Below are 24,454 nucleotides of genomic sequence, written 5' to 3'. Positions count from 1 at the left end.
TCAGTGGCTCCTCAGCCAGTCGAGTAGGGCGGGGTAGAGCTGCTTGTGCGCGCGCCCCCCGATGAAAAGCCCGAGATGCCCCCCGGGCAGCCCGTGCTCGGCGCAGTCGCCACCGAGGTGCGCGGCGAGGGCGCGGGCGGTGGCCGGCGGGACCAGATGGTCATCCTCGGCCCAGGCATTGAACACCGGCGTATCGATGGCCGCCAGGCGTACCGGCTGGCCGTCAAGGGTGAGCGTATCGCGGATCAGCGCGTTGTTCTGATAGATCTCGCGGGCGAACTCGGCGAACGCCCGGCCAGCCAGATCCGGCCCGTCGTACATCCAGCGCTCCATGCGCAGGAACGCATCGCGTGCCGCCGCATCGGCATCCGCCAGGGCCGCCAGGCCGTTGTAGCGCCGTGGGCCCAGGGCGAATGGCTTGAGGCTGGCGAATACCGTGGCCAGCCCTTCGCCGGTGACATTGCCGGTGGCCGTGACCAGGGCATCAAAGTCGATGCCCCGCGCCAGCCGCGCCAGTGCGTCATCGGGGCCGTCGGTGGCAATGGGCGTGGCCAGGGTGGTCAGGCTGCGGATCTGCCGCGGGCGCAGCGCCGTCTGGCAGAGCGCCAGCACCCCGCCCTGGCACACACCCAGCAGATGCGGGCGCATGGCGTGCCGATCGGCCACCCAGTCGACGGCATCGGTGATGTCACCGAGCACATAGTCGGCCAGCCCCAGATAGCGCCGCGCCGCGCCGGGCGGGTACCAGGCCAGCAGGTACACGCAGAAGCCGCCGGCGAGCAGCCGGGCGATCACCGATCGCTCGGGGCTCAGATCAAGGATCGCCGGGCGGTTGACCAGCGAGTAGATGATCAGCAGGGGCGGATCGCCGGAGCTGCCATAGCGGTGCAGCGTGGCGTTGTCCGTCTCGGTGACGACCGCGCTGGGGGTGATGGGATCGGTCTCGGCCATGGCGGTCGCTGCCCCGGCGCTAGCGGGCCGACTCACCGTCGCCGTGCAGCTGCGCCCGCAGCGCCGCGATCTCGGCCCGCAGTGCCGTGGTCTCGCGGCGCTGGCGGCGGCGCTGGCGCTGCAGCTCGGCCGCCAGGTCATCCATGCCACGGGCCGAGGGCAGGCCGAGGCCCTCGAGGAGATCGTCGGCAAGGGCCCGCAGGGTGGTCTGGAGCGCGCTCCAGGCGTTGACCAGTGCGGCGATGCGCCGCTCGGTATCGGGCCGGGCGAGCCAGGCCTCGTAGCGGGGCTCGGCAATGGCGGCCCAGCGCTCGGCCAGCGCGCCAGGGTCCGGCGGCGGGGCGTCGGCGGCGTTGAGCTCGGCGCGCAGGTCGTTCAGACAGGCCTCGGCCAGGTCGGTGACGCCGTCCAGATGATCGGCCAGCGCCGCCTGATAGGTATCGATCTGTTCGCCCAGCGCCCGGAGCTGGTCCTGACGGCGGGGATAGGGGCCCAGACTGGGCGTGTCCGCGGGCCGATGGTCCGGGAATGTCGGGGCGATGGCCTGCAGGGTGGTGGACCACTGCTCGAGCAGTGTGTCGAGCTGATCGCCCTGCCGCTGCCGGTGTTCGCGCTCGGCGGCAATGGCATCGCCGAGGGCGCGGAGCGCGTCGGCCGGAGTGCGGGCCTGCCCCAGCGCGTCGGCACTGCGAATCAGCAGCGCCTGAACGCCTAGCGGATCCGACTGCGGGGAAAACGCCCCCAGCCAGGCCGCCCAGTCACCCTGATCGGTGCCGTCCTGCCGCTTTGATCCGTCGCTGACCATGACCCCCTCCGATTGGATGGGAGCATGCTAACACTGCGCCCCTCGGGGTGCTCAGCCGGCGCTGTCGAGCCGTGCCTCCCAGCGGCTGCGCAGCGCATCGGCGCGGGCCAGTTGCCCGGCGGTGGCGCTGATGTCGCTGACCCGCCGCAGCTGCGAGAGCCCGGCGCGCAGATCGCCCTGCACGGCATAGTGGTGGGCCATCGCCAGTGCCGATTCATCGGGGTCCGAGGCGGCGCTGGCGGCGCGGGCATGCAGCGCCCAGATCCCCGGGGCATCGGGCTGGTCATGGGTCAGGCGGCGGGTGGCGGCCAGCGCGTCCCGGGCCCGGTCCGCCTGCAGCAGCGCCTCGACGCGGGTCACCCGCAGGCCGACGCTGTCCGGGAACAGGCTCAGCCCGTCATCGATGCGCCCCAGCGCGGCGTCGGTCCGATCGGCTTCGAGGGCGGCCTCGGCCAGCGCCAGGTACAGCAGGTCATGGGCGCCGGCGTCATCGAGCAGCGCCTCGAGCCGTCGGGTGGCGGCCGCCGGCTGGCCGTCGGCAATCAGTGCCACGGCCCGGCCATAGCGCTGGGGGTGGCTGTCATCCCCCGATTCGATGCGGGCGCGGAAGGCCTCGAGGGCCGCGTCCGGCTGATCCGCGGTGGCTACCTCCACCCGGGCACGGATGTAGCCAAAATCCGGGCTCTCGAACACCGAGTCGGGCTGCAGATCACGGGCCATCGAGCGCACGTCGGCGATCCGGGCCCGGGTCAGCGGATGGGTGCTCAGAAACGCCGGCGCACGGCTTCGATAGCGATTATCGGCCTGCAGCACTTCAAAGAAGTCGGCCATGCCCATGGGCTCGAGGTTGGCCCGGGTCAGGATGCGCATGCCGGTGCGATCCGCCTCGCGTTCGTGATCGCGGGAGTAGGCCAGCTGGCTGTCGATGCCCGATGCCATTCCGGTGGTGACCGCCGCCGCGCCCGCCTGCGGATTCTGCGAGCCGATCACCAGCCCGGCGAGCACCATGGCGGCCGTGCGCAGACTGGTCTGCTCGGCCGCGGCGATGCGCCGGGCGATGTGGCGCTGGGTGACGTGGGCCAGCTCATGGGCGATCACCGATCCCAGTTCGCTTTCATTGCGCGCGGCGCTGATCAGGCCGGTATGCACGCCGATGAACCCGCCCGGCATGGCAAAGGCGTTGATGCGCGGGTCGTTGATGACGAAAAACCGATAGTCGGCCGCCGGGGTGTCGGTGGCGGTGGTGATGCGCGCCCCCAGATCACGGATGTAGGCATTGACCGCGGGATCATCGAGCCCGTCCACCTCCCGGCGGATCTCGCGCATCATCTCCTGACCGATCCGCGCCGCTTCACCCGCCGGCAGCGCCTGGCTGGACGGGTTGCCGAGATCGGGCAGCGACAGGTCGAGGTTGTCGGCCTGCGCCCTCGCCGCCGGTCCCGCCAGCGCCACCGCCGCCGCCAGCGCGAGCGCGCCCAGCGTTACCCGAATGCCCACCGCCAGTGTGTCTCTCATCATGCCTCCATGGACCGATGCCCTGACCGGCACGTTCCACCGCCGCGCCGTTTGTGGGACAGTATAACCCGGCTGCAGGAGGTTGCCTTGTCGACGCCCATGTACCCCATCCGCCAATGGCTCAACCGCCACCTGAGCAATCCGCAGGTGGTGGGACTGACCGTGATCCTGCTGATCGGCGTCGCCGTGGTGACGTTTCTGGGCAGCATGCTGGTGCCGGTGTTCGCCTCGATCGTGCTGGCCTATCTGCTTGAGGGCATCGTCCGCACCCTGACCCGCTATCACGTCCCGCGCGGGCCGGCCGTGCTGATCGTCTATCTGCTCTTTCTGCTGTGTCTGGTGGCGGGGCTGCTGGCGCTGCTGCCGACCATCGTCAACCAGGTCATTCAGCTGGTGGAAAACCTCCCGGCCATGCTCGAGCAGGGTCAGCAGGCCCTGCTGCAGCTGCCCGAGCGCTATCCCGCCTACTTTTCGGCCGACCAGGTCGCGGCGCTGCTGGATACCATCCGCCGTGAGGCCATTGGCTACGCCCGCAGCCTGGCCTCGTCGCTGTCGCTGGCCTCGGTGGTGATGGTGGTCACGATCATGGTCTACGCGGTGCTGCTGCCGGTGCTGATCTTCTTTTTCCTGTGGGACAAGTCGCGGATCCTGGGCTGGACGGTGCGCTTTCTGCCACGCCATTACGGCCTGGTGGCCTCGGTGTGGCACGAGGTGGATCTGCAGATCGGCAACTATGTGCGTGGCAAGTTCGTCGAGGTGGCGATCGTCTGGGTGGGCAGCTACCTGACCTTTCTCGCCTTGGGGCTCGACTTCGCCATGCTGCTGGCGCTGATGGTGGGGCTGTCGGTGATCATCCCCTATGTGGGTGCCATCGTCGTGACCCTGCCCATCGCCATCGTCGCCTATTTCCAGTTCGGGGCGAGCAGCGAGTTCATGTGGGTGCTCATCGCCTACGCCATCATCCAGGCCATCGATGCCAATGTGCTGGTGCCGCTGCTGTTCTCCGAGGCGGTCAACCTGCATCCGGTGGCCATCATCATTGCCATCCTGATCTTTGGTGGCATCTGGGGGTTCTGGGGGGTGTTCTTCGCGATTCCGCTGGCCAATCTCATCCAGGCGGTAATCAATGCCTGGCCGCGGGTCAGCATCGAGGATGAGGACGGCGAAGACGGGGCGGGCGAGGCGGACGCCGCCGGCTAGAGCACGTCGCTGGCGTAGGCGGCGAGGCGCGAGCGCTCGCCGCGGGTCAGGGTCAGATGACCGCCGTGGGGCCAGTCCCGAAAGCGCCGCACCAGATAGGTCAGTCCCGAGGTGGTGGGAGTCAGCCAGGGCGTGTCGATCTGGCCGATGTTGCCGAGGCAGACGATCTTGGTGCCGGGCCCGGCCCGGGTGATCAGCGTGCGCATCTGCTGCGGGGTCAGGTTCTGCGCCTCATCGAGCACCATGAAGCGGTTGAGCAGGGTGCGCCCGCGCATGAAATTGAGCGAGCGGATGCGGATACGGCTTTGGAGCAGGTCCTGGGTGGCGGCCTGGCCCCAGCGATTGCCGCCACCGGCCCCCCGGGACGGCGCGCTCAGCACCTCGAGGTTGTCCATCAGCGCCCCCATCCACGGTGACATCTTCTCTTCCTCGGTGCCGGGCAGGTAGCCGATCTCTTCACCAATGGCCACCGTCGCGCGGGTCATGAGGATTTCATCGTAGCGGTCGGTCTCAAGGGTCTGGGTCAGGCCCGCCGCCAGGGTGAGCAGGGTCTTGCCGGTGCCCGCCGGCCCCAGCAGCGTCACCAGATCGACTTCGGGGTCGAGCAGCAGGTCGAGGGCCAGTGCCTGCTGGCGATTGCGGGCATGAATGCCCCACACCGACTCGCCCCCGGGGCGGTAGTCGACCACCGGCGTTGGCTCGAGCGCGCCGCTGGCGCCGGGCACAAGGCGCCAGGCCTGCTCGTCGCCAAGCAGGAACTCGTTGGCCGTGGCCGTCGCGGGGGGCTCGGTGGCGGCCGGGGTGCCGGGCGGCAGGGTGTGCATGCCGTCGGGCAGCAGGTCCGGGTCGTCGAGGCGCGCCTCGCTCTCATGGTCACTGGCCTCGAGCCCCAGCACACTGGCCTGGATGCGCAGGTTGATGTCGCGGGCCACCACCGTGAGCTGCATGTCGGGGTGGGTGCGTGCCAGGGTCTGCGCGGCGGCGAGCACCGGCGGGGCCTGGCCGGCCTCGGTGTCGGTCAGAAAGTAAAGCCGCCCCAGCCCCTCGCCCAGTGGCAGCCCGTCGGCCAGCGACCGGGGGGCGACACCCGCGAGCCGCTCGTCGAGGAAACGGGCCGCCTGCAGGGCGTTGCGCGCCTCCTCACTGTTGCCATGGCGCGCGGCATCCAGGCCGTGCAGCACCGCGAGCGGCAGATAGATATCGCGCGACTCGAAACGGAACAGCGCCGCCGGGTCGTGGAGCAGCACGGAGGTGTCGAGCAGGCAGGCCTGATGCATGCCGGTGTGCCTAGCCGCCGCTGTGGGCGCGCAGGGCCTCGAGGACCGCCTCGGCGTGGCCCTCGACGCTCACCTTGCGCCATTCCTCGCGCAGCACGCCCTCGGGGTCGATCAGAAAGGTGCTGCGCTCGATCCCGCGGGCGGGCTTGCCGAACATCACCTTGTCGCGCATGACAGCGAACTGGTTGCAGACGGTTTCATCCTTGTCGCTGAGCAGCACGAACGGGAAGTCGTACTTGGCCCGGAAGTTGGCGAGCGCCCGCGGGCCGTCCCGGGAGATGCCGGCCACCTGCGCGTTGAGGGCGTTGAAGCGCGGGTCGAGGTCGCGGAAGGCCTCGCTTTCCACCGTGCAGCCCGGCGTGCTCGCCTTGGGGAAGAAGTACAGCACCACCCAGCCGCCGCGCTGGTCGGCGAGCCGCCAGGTGTCGCCGCGGTCGGTGGGCCGTTCGAAATCGGCAACCGGTTGATTGAGCAGGATCTCGGTCATGACGTCAGTGCCTCAGCGGTTCGATGATGGCGTCGAGGTTGAGCTGGTCGCAGAAGTCCATGAACTCCTCGCGCAGCCGCGCGATATGCAGCGAGGCGGCGACGTCGATGGTCATCTGCAGCTGGAACATGGGCGTGCGGGTATGGGCCGCGGCGTAGGTGGTCGTGGTCAGGTCGCGGACATTGATCTCGCGGCTGGCGAAAAAATGCCCGAGCTGATGGACGATGCCGGCATGATCCACGCAGACCACCTCGACGCTGTAGGGCATGACATCGGCGGTGGGCTCGGGCGGGCGGGTGCGACGCACCTGCACATCCAGGTCCAGCCGGCGGCCGGCGGCGGGCAGCGATGACTCGAGCTTGGCCAGCTCGTTCCAGCGCCCTTCCACCGTCAGGATCATCGCGAAGTCGCCGCCGAGCACGCTCATGCGGCTGTCGCCGATGCTGCAGCCGGTATCGCGGATGAGGGCCGAGACGGCCTCCACCAGCCCGGGGCGGTCTTCGCCCAGGGCGGAAACGACGAGGTAGTTTTTGTGCATGCCGCTGCCCGATACTGCCCGCTTGAAGCCCCGTGATCGAAGCGCCGCAGTGTACCACGTCAGTGCCGCCCGGCGGCTTGTCAGTCCGGGAGTGCGCGGCTAACATCCTCGCATTGTGGCAGCGGCGGGGATTTTGGCGATGTTCCAGGGCAGCATGGTTGCGATGGCAACCCCCATGCACACTGACGGGGCCCTGGACGAGGCAGGCCTCGAGCGGTTGGTGGAGTTTCATATCGATCGGGGCACCGATGCCATCGTCGCGGTGGGCACCACCGGCGAGTCCGCCACCCTCGATCATGACGAGCATCATCATGTCATGCGCCGTACGGTGGAGATCGCCCGCGGCCGGATCACGGTGATGGGTGGCTGTGGCGCCAACAGCACCTGGGAGGCCGAAGCGCTGGCGCGCCGCGCCCTCGAGGTGGGCTGCGCGGCCGCGCTGCTGGTCACCCCCTACTACAACAAGCCCACCCAGGAAGGGCTCTATCAGCACTTCCGGCATATCGCCGACCGGGTGCCGATCCCGCAGATCCTCTACAACGTGCCGGGCCGCACCGGGGTCGACCTGCTGCCCGAGACCGTCGACCGGCTCGCCGACGTCCCCAACATCGTCGCCATCAAGGAGGCCTCCGGCAGTCTTGAGCGTGCCGAGGAGGTGATCGAGCGCTGTGGCGATCGCATTGACCTGTACTGCGGTGAGGACGCGCGCAATCTGGCGCTGATGAACGCCGGCGCCCGCGGCTGCGTGTCGGTGACCGCGAATGTCGCCCCGGCACTGATGCATCAGATGTGCGCGGCGGCGCTGGCCGGCGATCAGCCGCGGGCCGAGGCGCTGGACGCGCGGCTGGCGGCGTTGCATAACGCGCTTTTCCTCGAGACCAATCCCATCCCGGTCAAATGGGCGCTGCACGAAATGGGGCTCATCGAGGACGGCATGCGACTGCCGATGACACCGCTGTCCGCGCCGTATCACGAGACGGTGCGCCAGGCCCTGAAACTGGCGGATGCCCTATGAGGCGGATCATGGCGGGACTGCTGGCGCTGGCGCTGACCGGCTGCGGATTGATGAGTGGCCCCCCGGACGAGGCGGAACGCCGCGCCGAGGCCCTGCGTCAGCCGCCGGACGTGCTGGCCGACGCGCGACCGGCCGCCGGTGACGGGTCGGCCGGTGCGGATGCCCGGGCCGATGCCGACGGCCGGGAGGCGGCGACGCCTGAGCGCAGCGCGGTGCGAACGCTGGACGGTCAGCCGGTGCTGGATCTGGGCCTGCCGTTGAACGCGGCCTGGGCGGTGACCGGTCGTGCCATTGATCGGGTGGGTTTTGAGCTGCTGGGTTCCGATCGCGACCGCTACACCCACCGCATCCGCTACGACGGTTCCGTGGCCTCGGAAGTGGAGAATGAGGGCGACGCGGGCCTGCTGGATTCGCTGGCGTTCTGGCGTGAAAAGCCCGAAGGCTCGCTGCAGCCGTATGAAGTGGTGGTCACCGAGCGCGGCACGGGGGCCCGCGTCACGGTGCAGGACGACAGCGGCAATCCGGCCGCCCCGGGCGCGGCCCGACAGGTCCTGGCCGTGCTGGCCGAACAGCTCAAGCCCTGAGCCTGATGCAGATCCTGGTCAGTCAATCCGGTTGGGCGTCGGTGACCGACGCCCGTCAGTGCCAGCGGGCCCGTGCCGCTGAGCCGGCGCTAGGCGAGCTCTACGCGCTGGCGGTCTATTTCGTTGACACCGAACGGGCCCTGACCGCGGCCGAGGCCGAGCGGCTGGCCACCCTGCTGGATGCCGAGCCGATCGAGGCGGGCGCCGAACCGGTGGAACTGCTGGTGGTGCCGCGCCTGGGCACCCTTTCGCCATGGGCGAGCAAGGCCGGCGATATCGCCGAGCACTGCGGACTGAATGCGGTGGTGCGGCTCGAGCGGGGCCTCGCCTATCGCGCCGTCGATGCCGCCGGCTCGGCGCTGGACCTGCGGCGCCGGCCCGCTCTGCAAGCCGCCCTGCACGACCGCATGACCGAGTCGGTGCTGACCACCCTGGATGACGCCGAGGGCCTGTTCGCGACCCATCCCGCCCGGGCGCTCGAGTGGATCGATGTGCGCGGCGGCGGCGCCGACGCCCTGGCCGCCGCCGACCGCGATCTGGGCCTGGCCCTGTCCGCCGATGAGCGTGACTACCTGCTCGAGAACTATCAGGCCCTGGGGCGCAATCCCACCGACGTCGAGCTGATGATGTTCGCCCAGGCCAATTCCGAGCATTGCCGGCACAAGATTTTCAATGCCGACTGGGTGGTCGACGGGGTGGCCATGGACGCATCGCTGTTTGCGATGATCCGCCACACCCACGCCATGCGCCCCGAGGGGGTGCTGTCGGCCTACAGCGACAACGCCGCGGTGATCGAAAGCGCGCCGGTGGATCGCTTCTACCCGGGGCCGGATGGCCATTACCGGCATGACCACGCCCCAGCGCATCTGGTCATGAAGGTCGAGACCCATAATCATCCCACCGCCATCTCGCCGTTCGCCGGCGCGGCCACCGGCGTGGGCGGCGAGATCCGCGACGAGGCGGCCACCGGCCGGGGTGCCCGCACCAAGGCGGGCCTCGCGGGGTTTTCGGTGTCCAACCTGCGCATTCCCGGGGCCGAACAGCCCTGGGAGGTGGACCATGGGCGGCCGGCGCGTCTGGCCTCGGCGCTTGAAATCATGCTGGACGGGCCCATCGGTGCGGCGCGCTACGGCAACGAGTTCGGCCGCCCGCAGCTGTGTGGCTACTTCCGCAGCTACGAGCAGGCCCAGCCCGGGCCGGACGGCGACGAGGTCCGGGGCTATCACAAGCCGGTGATGATCGCCGGCGGCATGGGGGCCATCGCCCCCGAGCAGGTGGACAAGGGCATCGCCCCCGAGGGATCGCCGCTGGTGGTGCTGGGCGGCCCGGCCATGCTGATCGGCCTGGGGGGCGGCGCGGCGTCGTCGGTGGCGAGCGGCGAGAGCGCCGAGGCACTGGATTTTGCCTCGGTGCAGCGCAGCAACCCCGAAATGGAGCGGCGCTGCCAGGAGGTGATCGATGCCTGCTGGCGGCTGGGCGAAGCCAACCCGATCATCGCCGTGCACGACGTCGGCGCCGGGGGGCTGTCCAACGCGCTGCCCGAGTTGATGGACGATTCCGACCGCGGCGGGCGGCTCGAGCTGCGCACCATCCCCTGCGCCGAGGCCGGGCTGTCGCCGCTGGAGATCTGGTGCAACGAGGCCCAGGAGCGCTATGTGCTGGCGCTGGACGCCGCGCGTCTCGAGACCTTTCAGGCCATCTGCGAGCGCGAGCGCGCCCCGTTCGCCCAGGTGGGCGAGGCCACCGACGAGCGCCAGCTGGTGCTGGGGGACGCCGAGTTTGACAGTACCCCGGTGGATATCCCCATGGATCTGCTGCTGGGCAAACCGCCCAAGATGCGCCGCGTGGTGGAACGCCGCGCCCCGGTGCGCCGGGCGTTGCAGCTGGACGGGGTGAGCATCCGCGAGGCCGCCCACCGCGTGCTGCGCCTGCCCACGGTGGCGAGTAAGGAATTCCTGATCACCATCGCCGATCGCAGCGTGACCGGACTGACCGCACGCGATCAGATGGTGGGGCCCTGGCAGGTGCCGGTGGCCGATTACGGCCTGACGCTGGGGGATTATCAGGGCTATCGCGGCGAGGCCATGGCGATGGGCGAGCGCAGCCCCGTGGCGCTGCTGGACGCGCCGGCGTCGGGCCGGATGGCCATCGCCGAGGCGCTGACCAACCTGATGGGCGCCGGCGTCGGGCGGCTGCGCGCGGTCAACCTGTCGGCGAACTGGATGGCGGCCTGTGATCACCCGGGCGAGGCGGCCCGCCTCTACGACACCGTGGCGGCGGTGGGCCGCGAGCTCTGCCCGCAGCTCGGCATCGCCATTCCGGTGGGCAAGGATTCGTTGTCCATGAAGACCGTCTGGCCCGCTGAGGGCGGCGAACGGTCGGTGACCTCGCCGCTCACCCTGGTGGTGTCGGCGTTTGCGCCGGTGGCGGATGCGCGTCAGGCGCTGACCCCGCAGCTCGTCACCGATCCTGGCAGCCACCTGTATCTGCTGGATCTGGGCGGCGGCCGTCGGCTGGGTGGCTCGGCGCTGGCGCAGGTCTACGGCCAGATCGGCGATCAACCCGCCGACCTGGATGACCCGGATGCCCTCGCCGCCGGCTTCGACACCGTCCAGGATCTGATGGTCGCCGGGCGGCTGCAGGCACTGCATGACGTCTCGGACGGCGGCCTGCTCGTGACGCTGGCCGAGATGGGCTTCGCCGCACGCACCGGCCTGGCGGTGGATGTCTCGATGCTGGGGGATGACCCCATGGCCGCCGTGTTTGCCGAGGAACCGGGCGTGGTGCTGCAGGTGCTCGAAGCCGACCGCCCGGCGGTGGAAGCGGCGTTCGAGGCGGCGGAGCTGGGCGCGCGGCTGCATCGCATCGGCCGCCCGGCCGCCGGCGGACATCTGCTGATCCGCCATCATGGCGCGGTGGTGCTGGACGAATCGCTGGCTGATCTCGAACAGGTCTGGCACGAGACCAGCCACCATCTGCAGGCGCTGCGTGATGATCCGGACTGCGCCGACGAGGCCCATGCGGCCATCGCCGAGCGTGATGATCCAGGGCTGCGCGCGCGGCTCAGCTTTGATCCGGCCGAGGCGGTGGCCCCGGCGGTGCAGCGCGGCGCCGCGCCGCGGGTGGCGGTGCTCCGCGAGCAGGGGGTGAACAGCCACATCGAAATGGCGGCGGCCTTCGAGCGCGCCGGCTTTGAACCGGTGGATCTGCACACCACCGATCTGATGGCCGACCCCGAGCGGCTCGCCGACTGCCAGGCACTGGTGGCCTGTGGCGGTTTCTCCTACGGCGATGTGCTGGGTGCCGGCCAGGGCTGGGCGCGCACGATCCTCTATAACGAGCGGCTGCGGGATGCCTTTGCCGGCTTTTTCGCGCGCCCCGACACCCTGGCGCTGGGGGTGTGCAACGGCTGCCAGATGCTCTCGGCATTGCGCGGGATCATCCCCGGCACGGCGCAGTGGCCGGATTTTCGCGGCAATCGCTCGCGCCAGTACGAGGCGCGCCTCGCGCAGGTCGAGGTGTTGCCGTCCCCCTCACTCATGCTGGGCGACATGGCCGGCTCGACCCTGCCTATCGTGGTGGCCCATGGCGAGGGCCGGGCGGTGTTCGACAACGCCGGGGGTGCTGCCGCGGCCGAGGCGGCGGGTCTGGTGGGGCTGCGCTATGTGGATGCCCGGGGCGGACCGGCCGTGCGCTATCCCGCCAATCCCAACGGCTCGCCGGACGGGATCACCGGGCTGTGCAATGCCGATGGCCGGGTGACGATCATGATGCCGCATCCCGAGCGGGTGTTCCGCTCGATCCAGCATTCGTGGTGTCCGGCGCCCTGGGGGGAGGATGGCGCCTGGATGCGGCTGTTCCGCAACGCCCGGCGGGCGCTCGACTGAACGCCTAACCGCCGGGTGGCGCAAGCCCGCGGGCGCCCACCCAGTCGCGGGCGAACTGCCAGGCCACCCGACCACTGCGCGAGCCGCGGGCCCGCGCAAAGCGCAGCGCATCGGCCCGCCAGGCCTCGGGGTCGGGGGCCGGCGCCGGGTGCAGGCGCCCGATCCACAGCGCGCAGATATCCAGATAGCGGTTCTGGTCAAAGGGCTGGAATGACAGCCAAAGACCGAAACGCTCGGACAGGGAAATCTTTTCTTCCACGGCCTCGCCGGGATGGATCTCGCCTTCCACCGGCCGCGCCTGTTCATTCTCGGAGAAGTATTCGGGCAGCAGGTGGCGCCGGTTCGAGGTGGCGTAGATGACCAGATTGTCGGGCGGCGCCGCCACCGAACCGTCGAGCGCCGCCTTGAGCGCCTTGTAGCTGGGATCGTCGGCCTCGAATGAGAGATCGTCGCAGAACAGGATGAAGCGCTCGGGCCGGCCGTCGAGGGCGGCGATGATGCGTGGCAGGGCGATCAGATCGGCGGGCTGCACCTCGACCAGACGCAGGCCCTGCGCGGCGTACTCATTGAGCAGCGCCTTGATGAGTGACGACTTGCCGGTCCCCCGGGCGCCGGAGAGCAGGACGTTGTTGGCCGGCAGCCCGGCGAGGAACTGCCGGGTGTTGCGCTCGGCGGCGTCACGGGCGCGCTCGATATGCTGCAGCGCATCGAGGCGGATGGGGTGACGGTGGGCCACCGGCTCGAACCCGCCGCCGCCCGGGCCCTCCACCCAGCGCGCCGCGACCTGATCGGACCAGTCGATGGCGGCGGTCCGCGCGGGCAGCAGCGGCTCGAGCCGGTCGAGCAGGGCATCGATTCGGTCGGCCAATGAGTCCAGTCGATCCATGCCCCTATGTTAGCCTCTCGCAATGGAAAAGGAAGCGGGCAATCTCAAGCGCGTCTACGTCGTCGCCGACCCGCTGATCGCCGGCCACATCGAAACAATCCTCAGCGAGCGCGGTATTCACTGCTTTGTGCGCAACCGGTTTCTGACCGGGGCGGCGGGCGAGGTGCCGCCGCTGGAGGCGTGGCCGGAGGTCTGGGTGACCGCCGAGGACGAGGCCGTCGCCCGGCGTCTGATCGATGAAGTGATCGGGCCGCCGGACGCGCCCGTGGGTGAAGACTGGCAATGCCCCGACTGCGGCGAAGTCATCGAGGGGCAGTTCGCCGAATGCTGGCGCTGCGGAGGGCGCCCGGAATGATTCAGCTGCGCGACATCACCCTTCGACTCGGGCCCGACCCGTTGCTCGAGGACGCCCGCCTGACCGTGCACGCCGGCCGCAAACTGGGGCTGGTCGGGGCCAACGGCACCGGCAAGTCGACCCTGTTCGCGCTGCTGCGTGGCGAGCTGTCGGTGGACGCCGGCGAGGTGTCCATCCCCAATGACTGGCGGATGGCCTGGATGGCGCAGGAGACCCCGGGCGTGCCGCGGCCCGCCATCGAGTACGTGCTGGATGGTGACTCGGCCCTGCGCGCCGCCGAGGCCGAGGTCGAGGCCGCCGAGGCCAGTGGCGATGGCGAGCGCATCGCCTATGCCCATGCCGACTTCGGCGCCGCCGAGGGTTATGACGCCCGCGCCCGGGCGGGCATGCTGCTGCACGGCCTGGGGTTTGATCCGGCGGTCCAGGAGCGGCCGGTGAGCGAGTTCTCCGGCGGCTGGCGGGTGCGCCTCAACCTGGCCCGGGCGCTGATGGCGCCGTCGGATCTGCTGCTGCTCGACGAGCCCACCAACCACCTCGACCTCGAGACCGTGATCTGGCTCGAGCAGTGGCTGCAGAGCTATACCGGCACACTGATCCTGATCGCCCATGACCGGGACTTTCTGGACGCCGTGGCGGAGGGGATCGTCCAGATCGAGCATCGCCGCCTGCACCAGTACACCGGGGGCTACAGCGCCTTCGAGCGTCAGCGCGCCGAGCGCCTCGCCCAGCAGCAGGCCCTCTACGAGCGCCAGCAGCGCGAGATCGCGCACATGGAGCAGTTCATCGACCGGTTTCGGGCCAAGGCCACCAAGGCACGCGCCGCGCAGAGCCGCATCAAGGCGCTGGAGCGCATGGAAACCGTGGCCCCGGCGCATGTCGACTCACCCTTCCACTTTCAGTTTCCGCCCGCCCCGGATGCCGGTAATCCGCTGATCGGGTTCGAGGATCTGAGCCTCGGGTACGCGGGTGCGCCGATTCTCAGTGGCCTGCGCCAGACCCTGGCGCCGGGTGATCGCATCGGTCTGCTGGGTCGCAATGGCGCCGGTAAGTCGACCCTGATCCGCGCCCTGGCGGGCGACCTGGAACCGCTGGGCGGCCGCATTCAGCGGGCCCGCAATCTGGCGGTGGGGTATTTCGCCCAGCATCAGCTCGAGCAGCTGGATGCCGAGGCAAGCCCGGTGGTCCATCTCCAGCGACTCTCACCCAATGCCGATCCGCAGAAGCTGCGGAGTTTTCTGGGCGGTTTCGACTTCCGCGGCGATCAGGCGCTTGACCCGGTGGCGCCTTTCTCGGGCGGCGAAAAGGCCCGGCTGGTGCTGGCCATGCTGGTCTGGCAGGCGCCCAATCTGTTGCTGCTCGACGAGCCCACCAACCATCTGGATCTGGAAATGCGCCATGCCCTCAATGTGGCGCTGCAGGCCTTTGAGGGGGCGGTGGTGGTGGTCTCCCATGATCGCAGCCTGCTCGAGAGCACCGTGGCGGACTACTGGCTGGTGGCGGACGGCACGGTGCGCGACTTCAAGGGCGATCTCAACGATTATCGGCGCTGGCTGGCGCAGCAGGAGCGGGACAGCCGTCGTGCCGCCCGCGCTCCGACCGCTGCGCCAGCCGCCGCCCCGGCAAAGCCGGCCCGCGACGAGGCCCGTCTGCGGCCGCTGGAAAAGCGCGTGCGCGCCGCCGAGACCGCCTTCGAGGCGGTGGACGCACGGCTGGAAGCCATTGATGCCCAACTCGCCGACCCGGCGCTCTACGCCGAGGGAGCCGAGGCGAGACTCCAGTCCCTGCTGGACGAGCAGCGTCGCGAACAGGCCGAGAAGACGCGGGCCGAGGCCGAGTGGATGGCCGCCGAGGAAGCGCTGGAGGCCGCGCGGGACGGCGCGGATGCCGATCAGACGGCCTGATCGGGTGCCACTTTGCCTCGACGGCCGGGCCTGCGTATTCTCGACGCCGTAACTGTTCTGCAACCATTCAGCGGAGTCTGTGACATGAGCATCAATGGCAAGCTAGCAGGGGCGCTGGGCGCCCTGTCCCTGGCCGTCGCCGCCGGCGGCGCCCAGGCAGAACTCAAGGTCGGGGCGCTGTTGCCGCTGACCGGCGATCTCCAGGCCTATGGCGAGAGTTCGCGCAACGGCATCAACCTGGCCGCCGAGGAGATCAACGCCGCCGGCGGTGTGCTGGGCGAGCCCATGACCATCGAGATCGCCGACACCCAGACCGAACCGCAGTCGGGCGTCGATGCCGCCCAGCGGCTGGTCTCGGTGCAGGGGGTTTCGGCGATCGTCGGTGCCCTGTCGAGCGGTGTCACCATTCCGGTGGCCAGCAGTGTCTCGGCGGTGGAAGGCGTGCCGCAGATCTCCGGGGCCTCGACCTCGCCGGTGATGACCGATCTCGATGACAACGACTTCCTGTTCCGCACCACGCCCTCGGACGCCTTCCAGGGCACGGCGCTGGCTGAAGTGGCCGGCGACGAGGGCATGGACAGCGTCGCCATCATGTACATCAATAATGACTATGGCGAAGGCCTGGCCGATGCCTTCACCGACTCGTTCGAGGCCGCCGGCGGAGAGGTCGTGGGCACCTCGGCCTATGAACCGGGCCTCGCTTCGTATCGCGGCGAGCTGAGTCAGGTCTCCGATGGCGAGTCACCGTTGCTGCTGATCGGCTATCCCGAAAACGGTCAGACCATCCTGCGCCAGGCGCTCGAGGGCGGCCATTTCCGCGACTTCCTTTTCACCGATGGCATGAAGTCGCCGCAGATCGTGGAGAACCTGGGCGCGCAGTACCTGAACGGCAGTGCCGGGACCGTGCCACAGGCCCGCGATGACACGGACGCCGCGCAGCACTTCACCGAGGCCTACGAGGCCAGCTTTGGCGAGCTGCCGCCGGTGCCCTATATCGACACCGCCTATGATGCCGTCTACACCATCGCCCTGGCCGCGGTGGCGGCCGACAGCACCGATCCGGTGGCCATCCGCGATCACCTGCGGGCGGTGAACGATCCGGACGGCGAGCCGGTGGGCCCGGGTGACTTCGCCGAGGCCGCCGAGCTGCTCGGCAATGGCCAGGCGGTCAACTACGAGGGGGCTTCCGGCAGCGTCAACTACGACGAGAATGGCGATGTGGCGGGCACCTTCGCCCACTGGGAGATCGAGGACGGCGAGTATGTGACCGTCCGCGTGTTCGAGCCCTCGATGTAAAAGGGCCTTCAGCCCGCACCGGCCGCCGGGCCGGTGCGGGGCCAGACGATTGGCTGGGGCGCCTGGACGTAATCGCTGAACAGGTGCCCGTGCTCGGGAATCGCAAAATACCGTTCACCGCGCTGCGGTCTGCGGGCATCGAATGCCGAGTGGGAGATGCCCACTTCCCAGAGCTCCTCACTTTCCCAGCCATCGGGGCGGAGTTCGATACGTACCTCCGCACCGATCAGATTGACCGCCTCGACCCGCAGGGGCAGATAGGCATCGGCGGTGGGCTGATCGACCAGTCGCACGGCATGCGGGCGCATGTAGAGCTGCGCTGACTCCCCGGCATACGCAGCGGGCAGTCGGACGAACGCCACACCCTGGGTCAGGGCATTGTCATGCACCGACCCTGACAGCACGTTGACGCGACCCAGGAAGTCGAACACGAAACGACTCGCCGGGTGCTGGTACAGGCGCTGCGGGGCATCGATCTGCTCGACACGGCCCTGGTTCATGACCACCACCTGATCGGACAGCTCCAGCGCCTCTTCCTGGTCGTGGGTAACGAACACGCTGGTGAAATGCAATTGATCGTGCAGATTCCGCAGCCACCGGCGAAGCTCTTTACGCACCCGCGCATCAAGGGCACCGAACGGCTCATCGAGCAATAGAATGTCAGGTTCCACCGCCAGCGCCCGGGCCAGAGCAATACGCTGTTTCTGGCCGCCTGATAGCTGGGCGGGATGGCGATCCGCGAGGTGGCCGAGCTGCACCATGTCGAGCAACTCATTCACCCGCTGCCGAATGCGTGTCGAATCAGGGCGCGTCCGGCGGGGCCGTACGCTGAGCCCAAACGCGACATTCTCGGCCACACTCATGTGCCGGAACAGCGCATAATGCTGAAAGACGAAGCCCACCCGCCGGTCCCGCACCGGCACATCAGTGACATCGCGACCAGCCAGCCGGACGCGGCCCCGATCGGGGGCTTCGAGCCCGGCGAGGATGCGCAGCAGCGTGGTCTTGCCTGACCCGGACGGGCCAAGCAGGGCGGTGAGCTGTCCCGCCGGGAGTTCCAGATCGATCCGGCCCAGGGCGTTCACGCCGCGGAAGGACTTTTCTATCGCATCAATCTCGATACTCATCCGATGATCCTCATGGACGGTCCTGCCGCCACTCGACGATGGATTTGGCGACCAGCGTGACCAGCGCAATCGCGGCCAGCAACGAGGCGGCGGCAAAGGCGCCGGCGACGTTGGCATCCTGATAGAGCAGTTCCACCTGCAACGGCAGGGTATTGGTCTGCCCCCGGATGCTGCCCGAGACCACCGAGACGGCACCGAACTCACCCACCGCTCGGGCGTTGGTCAGGATCACCCCATAGAGCAGCGCCCAGCGGATATTGGGCAGGGTCACCCGCCAAAACAGTTGCCAGCCTGAGGCACCCAGCACGACGCCGGCTTCTTCCTCGTCGCTGCCCTGCTGCTGCATGACCGGGATCAGCTCGCGGGCGACGAACGGGCAGGTCACGAAAATCGTGACCATCACGATGCCGGGCCAGGCAAACATCAGCTGGATGTCCTGACTGCCAAGCCATGCGCCGATCCCGCCGTTGCGCCCGTAGAGCAGCAGATACAACAGGCCGGCGACGATGGGCGAGACTGCAAAGGGGATGTCGATCAACGCGGTCAGCAACCGACGCCCGGGAAACCGGAAGCGGGTGACCAGCCAGGCCAGAAACACCCCGAAGACCATATTGAGCGGCACGGTCAGCAGCGCTACGAACAGTGTCAGACCGATGGCGTCCAGGGTGTAGGGATCGAGCAGCGTGCCGGTGTACCCGCTCAAGCCCTTGGCGAAGGCCTCGGTCACAATCACCACCAGCGGCATGAACAGGAAAAGCCCACTGATCAGCGTGGCGAGCCCGATCAGTATTCGCCGCACGGCGGCGCCGTCTCCCACCCGACGAGCGATGCGTGCTGGCATCGGCTAGCCCCCGTGCAGGCGCTTCACACTGCGCTCCTGCCAGATGTTGATCAACAGCAGCAGTACCAGCGAAGCGGTCAGGACCACCGCCGCAATGGCACTGGCCGCCGGGAAGTCGTATTCCTCGAGTCTCACGAGAATCATCAGGCTGATCACCTCGCTGATATACGGCGAGTTGCCACCGATGAAGATCACCGCTCCGTACTCGCCCAGGCTACGCGCGAAAGACAGCCCACCGCCGGTGACGATCGCCGGCCACAGACTGGGCAGCAGGATGCGCCGAAACACCGTCAGGTCCGAGGCGCCCAGGCTCATGGCCGCTTCCTCGTCCTCACCGGGCAGATCTTCGAGTACCGGCTGCACAGTCCGCACGACGAACGGCACACTGGTGAATGCCATGGCCACTATGATGCCAAGCGGGGTGTAGGCCACTTCGATGCCCACCCGAGCCAGGGCCTGACCGTACCAGCCGTTCTCGGCGAACAGCGCTGCCAGAGTGATGCCGGCCACCGCCGTGGGCAGGGCGAAGGGCAGATCCATGAGGGCATCCAGCAGACGTCGCCCCGGAAATGAATAGCGTACCAGTACCCAGGCCATCAGGACCCCGAACACGCAGTTGAATAGTGATGCTGCCAGCGCGGTCAGGACGGTGACCCGGAAGGCGGCCACCACCCGCGGGTCGCTGATCACGAACCAGAACGCCTCCCAGCCCATCCCGGCTGCTCGGATGAACAGACCGGTGATGGGCAGGAGGACGACAAGGCCGAGAAAAAACAGCGAGACGCCGAGGCTCAGACCAAACCCCGGCAGGACGCGCTTAGCGACGCTGGAGCTGATCGAGTCTGCCTCCGCTTGCAAAGATCTCCATCGCGTTGTCCCAGCTGCCCGCAATTTCCTCGACGCTCAGCAGTTCGACGTCAGGGAACCGGTCTGCGTTTTCCGCCTGGACGGTATCGTCGTGGACCCGGTAATTGAAGCCGGCCAGCAGACGCTGCGCCTCGGTGGAGTAGAGGTGCTCGAGATAGGCCCGCGCCAGATCCTCAGTGCCGTTGGCTTCAACGTTCGCATCGATCATCGTGACGGGGAATTCGGCACGGAAACTGACCTCGGGCACTACGACCTCGAAGCGCTGGTCGGGATGCAGGGTGGCGATGTTGTTGACCTCGGACTCGAAGGTAAGCAGCACATCACCCAGGCCCCGCTCGACAAACGTGGTGGTTGAGCCACGCCCGCCCGAGTCGAATACCTGCACCCGCTCGAGCAGATCGCTCAGGAAGGCATCGATGCGCTCGGGATCGTCGCCGAAGCGCTGTTGGGCGTAGCCCATGGCGGCGAGGAAGGTGTAGCGCGCGTTCCCGGAGGTCTTGGGGTTGGGCATGATCAGGTCAACATCCTCGCGCACCAGATCATCCCAGTTGTCGATATCCTTCGGGTTACCCTCGCGGACCAGAAAGGCCATGGTCGAGTAGTAAGGCGAGCTGTTGTTGGGTAGCCGGTCAGCCCAGTCCGTCGGGATCAGACGGCCGCGCTCGGCGAGGATGTTGACGTCGGTGACCTGGTTGTAGGTCACAACATCCGCCTTGAGCCCCTGCAGGATCGCACGGGCCTGCTTGGACGAGCCGGCATGGGACTGGCGGATGGTGACGGTCTCGCCGGTCTGCTCCTTCCAGTGGGCCTTGAACAGGGTGTTGTAGTCGGCGAACAGCTCCCGGGCGATGTCGTAGGAGGAGTTCAGCAGCTCGCGGGTCTGCGCCGAGGCCGGTGCCGTAACGGCAATGGCCAGCGCGAGCGCGGTGATCAGGGATCTGGTCGTCTGGGTCATGGCGATGAATGCTCCGATTGTCGACGGTTCAATATGCACTTTTGAACTATAAAAAGTGTCTCGTTAGAACCGGAAGATAGTCGGACAGTCGCTCAGCCACAATGGATCGAGCAGACGGATTCGGACTCAGCTTAAAACCCTGAGTTATAGGGTGATGGCCGTCAGCGTTTCTCGCCGGGCATCGGCGGGCGTTTCTCCGGCAGCAGACCCTGCGGTCGGCTGACCAGGATGATCTGCAGCAGGATGCCGATCAGAAACACGCGGAAGGCGCTTTCGCTGCCGATCAGCGCAGTGGGCACCAGCCCGGCGATCATCTCGGTGGACGACCAGATGAGCCACACCACCAGCGCCCCCAGCATGGCGCCCAGGTTGTTGCCGCTGCCGCCGGCGATGAGCATCACCCAGACCAGGAAGGTGCCATAGAGCGGACGGAAGGCCTCCGGGCTGACGAAGCCGACGAAGTGGGCATACAGCCCGCCGCCGAGTGCCATCAGGCAGGAACCGGTGACAAACGCCTGCCGCCGGAATCGCGCGATGTCCTTGCCCGCGGCGGCCGTGGCCGGTTCATTATCGCGGATGGCCCGCAGCACCCGGCCCCAGGGCGAGCGCCGGGCGATTTCCACCAGCAGCCAGGTGACCGCGACGAACGCGGCGATGATCAACAGGTATCCGTTGTTGCCCAGGCCGAAGGGTTTCTCGATGCCGGGGATACCGCGTGTGCCGTTGCTCAGCCAGCCCTCGTTGACGAAGAACAGGCGGATGATCTCGGCGATGCCGATGGTGGCAATGGCCAGATAATCCGTACGCAGCCGTGCGGTGATGCGGGCCACCAGCCACGCCACGGGGATACAGGCGATCACTGACCCGACCAGTCCCACCCCAAACGGCAGATCAAAGCCACCGACGCGGCCCTCGGCCGGGGCGGTGGTCAGAATGGCCGTGGTATAGGCGCCCACGGCAAAGAAACCGGCGATGCCGATGTTGAACTGCCCGGTCATGCCCCACTGCATGTTCAGGCCCAGCGCCATGATCGCGTAGATGCCGACCAGGCTCAGAAAAAACACCGCGTAGGCGCTCAGTCCCGCAATGTCCATCAGGCATTCCCCTTAATGATGCCCTGGGGCCGGAAGACCAGCGTGGCCACCATGATGGCGAACGCCACCGCCGGCTTGTAGGCCCCGGGAATGACCAGTGTCGAGAGCTCCATCGCGCAGCCGATCACCAGGCCGCCCAGGATGGCGCCATATGGGCGGCCGATCCCGCCAAGGATGGTGGCGGCAAAGATCGGCAGCAGCAGTGTCCAGCCCATGACCGGATGCAGGCGCGTGTCCATGCCCAGGAACACGCCCGCCGCGGCGGCCAGCGCGCCGCCGATCCCCCAGGTCCACATGATCACCCGGTTGGCGGGGATACCGGTCACCAGGGCCAGGTCCATATTGTCGCTCATCGCCCGCATGGCCTTGCCCATACGGGTGCGGCTGAGGAACAGGTGTACGATCAGCACCAGTCCCGCCGCCGCGGCGAAGATCAGCAGGTGATCGGGCTTGACGGTGAGCGGACCGAATCGCAGCGGCAGCTGGATGCCCGCCTCATAGACCTGGTTGCTGCCGCCCCAGACCATCTGGATGAAGGACCGCAGGACCAGCGCGGTGGCGAAAGAGGCGATCAGCAGGATCACCGGCTGCACCCGGCGGATGCGGCGATAGACCACCTGGTCGATGAGGATCGCCAGCCCACCGGTCAGCAGCATCGCCACGGGCAGTGCCGCCAGCACCGGCAGGTTGAACACCGTCACCACGGTGAGTGCGAAGTACGCGCCGATCGCCATGAAATCGCCGTGGGCGAAATGCGCGAAGCGCAGCACGCCGAAGATCATGGTGGCCCCCACCGCGCCCAGTGCCAGAATGCTGCCGAGCAGGATGCCGTTGATGAGCAGCTGGATGATCTCGATCATGTGCGCCTATCCACCCAGAAACATTTCGGCGACTTCGGTGTTGGCGAGCAGGGCGGGGCCGGTGTCCTCGTAGCGGTTCTCGCCGGTGGCCAGCACATAGCCGCGATCGGCGGCCGCCAGGGCCTGACGGGCGTTCTGCTCGACCATGAGCACGCCGATGCCCAGTTGGTTGATGCCGCGGATGCGCTCGAACGTTTCGTCGATCAGCCGCGGTGACAGCCCGGCGGTGGGTTCATCGAGCATCAGCAGCGTCGGCTCGACCATCAGCGCCCGGCCCATGGCCACCATCTGGCGCTCGCCACCGGACATGACCCCCGCCTGCTGGTGGCGGCGCTCCTTGAGCCGGGGGAAGATCTCGAAGACCCGCTCCATGCGCGGGCCGTTGGGGCCGCGCAGCACATAGGCGCCCAGCTCGAGGTTTTCCACCACGCTCAGGGACGGGAACACGTTGGCCTCCTGGGGGACGTAGGCGATGCCGCGGCTGACCATGCGCTCGGCGGGGCGGTTGGTGATGGCCTCGCCGCGATAGCGCACCTGACCGCTGCGGATGGGCACCAGCCCGAACATCGCCTTCATGGCGGTGGACTTACCGGCACCGTTGGGTCCGATGATGACCACGATTTCGTCGGCCTCCACCCGCAGGTGCAGGTCGCGCAGGATGTCGACACCGCCGTAGCCGGCGTATAGCGCCTCGGCACTCAGCAGGCTCATGACGCGACCCCGCCGGCGTTACCGCTGACGCCGGTGCCGAGATACGCCTCGCGGACCTGGGGATTACGGCGCAGCGTCGCCATGTCGCCCTCGGCGATCAGCTCGCCGTTGGCCATCACCATCACCGGGTCGCACAGCCGGGCGATCAGGTCCATGTCATGCTCGATCACGCAGAAGGTATAGCCGCGCTCGCGGTTGAGCCGCTCGATGGCGTCGGCCAGCTTACCGAGCAGCGTCCGGTTGACCCCGGCACCTGGCTCGTCGAGTAGCACCGCCTTGGCGTCGGTCATCATGGTGCGGCCCAGATCGAGGAGTTTTTTCTGTCCCCCCGAGAGATTGCCGGCCAGCTCGTTACGCAGGTGACCGATCTCAAGAAAGTCGAGCACCTCGTCGGCCTGGCGCAGGATGGCGCGGTCCTGCTCGATGACCCGCGGCCAGCGCAGCCAGCTGTGGATGAGGTTTTCGCCCCGCTGGCGGGCCGGCACCACCATCAGATTCTCGCGCACGGTCATGCGCGAAAACTCATGGGGGATCTGGAAGGTGCGCACCAGCCCTTGATGGAAGAGCTGATGGGTGGGCAGGCCGGTGATGTCCTCGCCGCGCAGGCGCACGACACCACTGTCCGGTGCCAGGGCGCCGGCAATGATGCTGAAAAGCGTCGATTTGCCGGCGCCATTGGGGCCGATCAGCCCCGTGACACTGCCCTCGGCGACCGTGAACGAAACCGACCGCACTGCCTGCAGGCCACCGAATGCCCGGGAGATCCGCTCGATTTCGATCATGGGGTGGCCCTAGGCTATTCCGCCGCTTCGCCGTCGCTGTCGCCGTCGTGGACGTGGCCATGCTCGAGCTCTTCGGCCGAGGCTTCGCGCACGTCCGAGACCTTGACCTTGAAGTTGAGCGTCTGGCCGGCGAGGGGATGGTTGGCATCCACCGTGACGTTGTCGCCGCTGACCGCGGCCACGGTCACCACCTGGGTGCCGGACTGGGTCTGGGCCTGGAAGCGCATCCCGGCCTCGACGTTGTCGACGCCCTCGAACATGCTCTTGGGCACGTCCTGCTGGAGGCGGTCATCACGCTCGCCGTAGGCCTCTTCCGGCGGAATGCTCACGTCGACATCCTCGCCGGCGGTCTTGCCCTCGAGGGCGTTCTCGAGCCCGGGGATGATGTTGCCGGCGCCATGCAGGTACTGCAGTGGCTGGCCTTCGGGGGAGGCGTCGAGCACCTCGCCCTCGGTGTCGCGCAGGGTATAGTCGATGGCAACCACCGCGTTCTTTTCGATCTGCATGGAATCCTCTGGAT

General features: G+C 68.2%; 23 protein-coding genes. 7 read left to right on the top strand and 16 right to left on the bottom strand.

Annotation, left to right across the window (positions count from 1 at the left end; translation table 11 throughout):
- The 3 genes from FPL11_RS06135 to FPL11_RS06125 are packed head-to-tail and all read right to left on the bottom strand — an operon-like array spanning window position 1 to window position 3,271.
- The gene (locus FPL11_RS06135) at window positions 1-951 is read right to left on the bottom strand and encodes an alpha/beta fold hydrolase (protein ID WP_159308446.1); all 951 of its coding nucleotides are present in this window, start codon (window positions 949-951) and stop codon (window positions 1-3) included.
- Between the two features lie 19 nt (window positions 952-970).
- Window positions 971-1,756, bottom strand: coding sequence for a poly(R)-hydroxyalkanoic acid synthase subunit PhaE (locus FPL11_RS06130; protein ID WP_144347842.1), 786 nt, complete (start codon window positions 1,754-1,756; stop codon window positions 971-973).
- A 51-nt stretch (window positions 1,757-1,807) separates the two neighbouring features.
- Entirely contained in the window at window positions 1,808-3,271 is a 1,464-nt protein-coding gene (locus FPL11_RS06125) for a M48 family metallopeptidase (RefSeq protein ID WP_268815717.1), read from the bottom strand.
- A gap of 99 nt (window positions 3,272-3,370) precedes the next feature.
- On the opposite strand from FPL11_RS06125, the gene FPL11_RS06120 reads away from it, so the two are divergent.
- Window positions 3,371-4,471: an AI-2E family transporter gene (locus tag FPL11_RS06120; protein ID WP_144347921.1), complete on the top strand. Its 1,101-nt coding sequence runs from the start codon at window positions 3,371-3,373 to the stop codon at window positions 4,469-4,471.
- On the opposite strand, the gene FPL11_RS06115 is transcribed toward FPL11_RS06120, so the two are convergent.
- The 3 genes from FPL11_RS06115 to FPL11_RS06105 are packed head-to-tail and all read right to left on the bottom strand — an operon-like array spanning window position 4,468 to window position 6,773.
- Window positions 4,468-5,748: a PhoH family protein gene (locus FPL11_RS06115; protein ID WP_144347840.1), complete on the bottom strand. Its 1,281-nt coding sequence runs from the start codon at window positions 5,746-5,748 to the stop codon at window positions 4,468-4,470. The genes FPL11_RS06120 and FPL11_RS06115 overlap by 4 nt on opposite strands.
- A gap of 10 nt (window positions 5,749-5,758) precedes the next feature.
- Window positions 5,759-6,235: a peroxiredoxin gene (locus tag FPL11_RS06110; RefSeq protein ID WP_110882524.1), complete on the bottom strand. Its 477-nt coding sequence runs from the start codon at window positions 6,233-6,235 to the stop codon at window positions 5,759-5,761.
- Window positions 6,236-6,239: 4 nt separating this feature from the next.
- Window positions 6,240-6,773: a glycine cleavage system transcriptional repressor gene (locus tag FPL11_RS06105; protein ID WP_144347839.1), complete on the bottom strand. Its 534-nt coding sequence runs from the start codon at window positions 6,771-6,773 to the stop codon at window positions 6,240-6,242.
- 139 nt (window positions 6,774-6,912) lie between these two features.
- On the opposite strand from FPL11_RS06105, the gene dapA reads away from it, so the two are divergent.
- Genes dapA through purL form a run of 3 tightly spaced genes read left to right on the top strand, consistent with a single transcriptional unit; the run spans window position 6,913 to window position 12,259 of the window.
- Complete coding sequence (gene dapA, locus FPL11_RS06100; RefSeq protein WP_144347838.1) at window positions 6,913-7,788, top strand: 4-hydroxy-tetrahydrodipicolinate synthase; 876 nt, start codon at window positions 6,913-6,915, stop codon at window positions 7,786-7,788.
- Window positions 7,789-7,796: 8 nt separating this feature from the next.
- On the top strand, window positions 7,797-8,372 hold the full coding sequence (locus FPL11_RS06095) for an outer membrane protein assembly factor BamC (RefSeq protein ID WP_159308450.1): 576 nt from the start codon (window positions 7,797-7,799) through the stop codon (window positions 8,370-8,372).
- Between the two features lie 5 nt (window positions 8,373-8,377).
- Window positions 8,378-12,259, top strand: coding sequence for a phosphoribosylformylglycinamidine synthase (gene purL / locus FPL11_RS06090; protein WP_144347836.1), 3,882 nt, complete (start codon window positions 8,378-8,380; stop codon window positions 12,257-12,259).
- 4 nt (window positions 12,260-12,263) lie between these two features.
- Here purL and FPL11_RS06085 read toward each other — a convergent pair whose 3' ends face one another.
- Window positions 12,264-13,145: an ATP-binding protein gene (locus FPL11_RS06085; RefSeq protein WP_144347835.1), complete on the bottom strand. Its 882-nt coding sequence runs from the start codon at window positions 13,143-13,145 to the stop codon at window positions 12,264-12,266.
- 22 nt (window positions 13,146-13,167) lie between these two features.
- Here FPL11_RS06085 and FPL11_RS06080 point away from each other — a divergent pair, with 22 nt between their 5' ends.
- The 3 genes from FPL11_RS06080 (at window position 13,168) to FPL11_RS06070 (ending at window position 16,697) form a co-directional block, all read left to right on the top strand.
- Window positions 13,168-13,500: a putative signal transducing protein gene (locus tag FPL11_RS06080; protein WP_110882530.1), complete on the top strand. Its 333-nt coding sequence runs from the start codon at window positions 13,168-13,170 to the stop codon at window positions 13,498-13,500.
- Window positions 13,497-15,401, top strand: coding sequence for an ABC-F family ATP-binding cassette domain-containing protein (locus tag FPL11_RS06075; RefSeq protein WP_144347834.1), 1,905 nt, complete (start codon window positions 13,497-13,499; stop codon window positions 15,399-15,401). The genes FPL11_RS06080 and FPL11_RS06075 overlap by 4 nt, the downstream gene beginning before the upstream one ends.
- Window positions 15,402-15,485: 84 nt before the next feature.
- Window positions 15,486-16,697, top strand: coding sequence for an ABC transporter substrate-binding protein (locus FPL11_RS06070; RefSeq protein WP_144347833.1), 1,212 nt, complete (start codon window positions 15,486-15,488; stop codon window positions 16,695-16,697).
- A gap of 8 nt (window positions 16,698-16,705) precedes the next feature.
- Here the strand turns inward: FPL11_RS06070 and FPL11_RS06065 are convergent, their stop codons facing one another.
- From FPL11_RS06065 to FPL11_RS06025, 9 genes are all read right to left on the bottom strand, one after another.
- The gene (locus tag FPL11_RS06065) at window positions 16,706-17,824 is read right to left on the bottom strand and encodes a sulfate/molybdate ABC transporter ATP-binding protein (protein ID WP_144347832.1); all 1,119 of its coding nucleotides are present in this window, start codon (window positions 17,822-17,824) and stop codon (window positions 16,706-16,708) included.
- 10 nt (window positions 17,825-17,834) lie between these two features.
- Window positions 17,835-18,665: a sulfate ABC transporter permease subunit CysW gene (gene cysW, locus FPL11_RS06060; protein WP_144347831.1), complete on the bottom strand. Its 831-nt coding sequence runs from the start codon at window positions 18,663-18,665 to the stop codon at window positions 17,835-17,837.
- Window positions 18,666-18,668: 3 nt separating this feature from the next.
- Window positions 18,669-19,523 (bottom strand): sulfate ABC transporter permease subunit CysT, encoded by an 855-nt coding sequence (gene cysT / locus FPL11_RS06055; RefSeq protein WP_144347830.1) that lies wholly within the window; start codon window positions 19,521-19,523, stop codon window positions 18,669-18,671.
- Window positions 19,483-20,487, bottom strand: coding sequence for a thiosulfate ABC transporter substrate-binding protein CysP (gene cysP, locus FPL11_RS06050; protein WP_144347829.1), 1,005 nt, complete (start codon window positions 20,485-20,487; stop codon window positions 19,483-19,485). Before cysP ends, cysT begins: the two co-directional genes overlap by 41 nt.
- A 161-nt stretch (window positions 20,488-20,648) precedes the next feature.
- Window positions 20,649-21,581, bottom strand: a complete 933-nt coding sequence (locus FPL11_RS06045; RefSeq protein WP_110882532.1) for a branched-chain amino acid ABC transporter permease — start codon at window positions 21,579-21,581, stop codon at window positions 20,649-20,651.
- Window positions 21,581-22,441, bottom strand: coding sequence for a branched-chain amino acid ABC transporter permease (locus FPL11_RS06040; protein ID WP_110882533.1), 861 nt, complete (start codon window positions 22,439-22,441; stop codon window positions 21,581-21,583). The genes FPL11_RS06045 and FPL11_RS06040 overlap by 1 nt, the downstream gene beginning before the upstream one ends.
- Before the next feature lie 6 nt (window positions 22,442-22,447).
- Complete coding sequence (locus FPL11_RS06035; protein WP_144347828.1) at window positions 22,448-23,152, bottom strand: ABC transporter ATP-binding protein; 705 nt, start codon at window positions 23,150-23,152, stop codon at window positions 22,448-22,450.
- Window positions 23,149-23,934, bottom strand: a complete 786-nt coding sequence (locus FPL11_RS06030; protein ID WP_144347827.1) for an ABC transporter ATP-binding protein — start codon at window positions 23,932-23,934, stop codon at window positions 23,149-23,151. The genes FPL11_RS06035 and FPL11_RS06030 overlap by 4 nt, the downstream gene beginning before the upstream one ends.
- Window positions 23,935-23,948: 14 nt before the next feature.
- The gene (locus tag FPL11_RS06025; protein WP_144347826.1) at window positions 23,949-24,440 is read right to left on the bottom strand and encodes an FKBP-type peptidyl-prolyl cis-trans isomerase; all 492 of its coding nucleotides are present in this window, start codon (window positions 24,438-24,440) and stop codon (window positions 23,949-23,951) included.
- Between the last annotated feature and the right edge of the window lie 14 nt (window positions 24,441-24,454).

Source organism: Spiribacter aquaticus, assembly GCF_007625215.1.
GTDB lineage: Bacteria > Pseudomonadota > Gammaproteobacteria > Nitrococcales > Nitrococcaceae > Spiribacter > Spiribacter roseus.
Note: the sequence above shows the minus strand (reverse complement) of the source record. Positions and strands in the feature narration are given on the sequence as shown.

Excerpts from the sequence above, each read along its gene's own strand:
- FPL11_RS06135 (WP_159308446.1), bottom strand. The coding sequence starts at position 951 with ATGGCCGAGACCGATCCCATCACCCCCAGCGCGGTCGTCACCGAGACG.
- FPL11_RS06130 (WP_144347842.1), bottom strand. The coding sequence starts at position 1,756 with ATGGTCAGCGACGGATCAAAGCGGCAGGACGGCACCGATCAGGGTGAC.
- FPL11_RS06125 (WP_268815717.1), bottom strand. The coding sequence starts at position 3,271 with ATGAGAGACACACTGGCGGTGGGCATTCGGGTAACGCTGGGCGCGCTC.
- FPL11_RS06120 (WP_144347921.1), top strand. The coding sequence starts at position 3,371 with ATGTACCCCATCCGCCAATGGCTCAACCGCCACCTGAGCAATCCGCAG.
- FPL11_RS06115 (WP_144347840.1), bottom strand. The coding sequence starts at position 5,748 with ATGCATCAGGCCTGCCTGCTCGACACCTCCGTGCTGCTCCACGACCCG.
- FPL11_RS06110 (WP_110882524.1), bottom strand. The coding sequence starts at position 6,235 with ATGACCGAGATCCTGCTCAATCAACCGGTTGCCGATTTCGAACGGCCC.
- FPL11_RS06105 (WP_144347839.1), bottom strand. The coding sequence starts at position 6,773 with ATGCACAAAAACTACCTCGTCGTTTCCGCCCTGGGCGAAGACCGCCCC.
- dapA (WP_144347838.1), top strand. The coding sequence starts at position 6,913 with ATGTTCCAGGGCAGCATGGTTGCGATGGCAACCCCCATGCACACTGAC.
- FPL11_RS06095 (WP_159308450.1), top strand. The coding sequence starts at position 7,797 with ATGGCGGGACTGCTGGCGCTGGCGCTGACCGGCTGCGGATTGATGAGT.
- purL (WP_144347836.1), top strand. The coding sequence starts at position 8,378 with ATGCAGATCCTGGTCAGTCAATCCGGTTGGGCGTCGGTGACCGACGCC.
- FPL11_RS06085 (WP_144347835.1), bottom strand. The coding sequence starts at position 13,145 with ATGGATCGACTGGACTCATTGGCCGACCGAATCGATGCCCTGCTCGAC.
- FPL11_RS06080 (WP_110882530.1), top strand. The coding sequence starts at position 13,168 with ATGGAAAAGGAAGCGGGCAATCTCAAGCGCGTCTACGTCGTCGCCGAC.
- FPL11_RS06075 (WP_144347834.1), top strand. The coding sequence starts at position 13,497 with ATGATTCAGCTGCGCGACATCACCCTTCGACTCGGGCCCGACCCGTTG.
- FPL11_RS06070 (WP_144347833.1), top strand. The coding sequence starts at position 15,486 with ATGAGCATCAATGGCAAGCTAGCAGGGGCGCTGGGCGCCCTGTCCCTG.
- FPL11_RS06065 (WP_144347832.1), bottom strand. The coding sequence starts at position 17,824 with ATGAGTATCGAGATTGATGCGATAGAAAAGTCCTTCCGCGGCGTGAAC.
- cysW (WP_144347831.1), bottom strand. The coding sequence starts at position 18,665 with ATGCCAGCACGCATCGCTCGTCGGGTGGGAGACGGCGCCGCCGTGCGG.
- cysP (WP_144347829.1), bottom strand. The coding sequence starts at position 20,487 with ATGACCCAGACGACCAGATCCCTGATCACCGCGCTCGCGCTGGCCATT.
- FPL11_RS06045 (WP_110882532.1), bottom strand. The coding sequence starts at position 21,581 with ATGGACATTGCGGGACTGAGCGCCTACGCGGTGTTTTTTCTGAGCCTG.
- FPL11_RS06040 (WP_110882533.1), bottom strand. The coding sequence starts at position 22,441 with ATGATCGAGATCATCCAGCTGCTCATCAACGGCATCCTGCTCGGCAGC.
- FPL11_RS06035 (WP_144347828.1), bottom strand. The coding sequence starts at position 23,152 with ATGAGCCTGCTGAGTGCCGAGGCGCTATACGCCGGCTACGGCGGTGTC.
- FPL11_RS06030 (WP_144347827.1), bottom strand. The coding sequence starts at position 23,934 with ATGATCGAAATCGAGCGGATCTCCCGGGCATTCGGTGGCCTGCAGGCA.
- FPL11_RS06025 (WP_144347826.1), bottom strand. The coding sequence starts at position 24,440 with ATGCAGATCGAAAAGAACGCGGTGGTTGCCATCGACTATACCCTGCGC.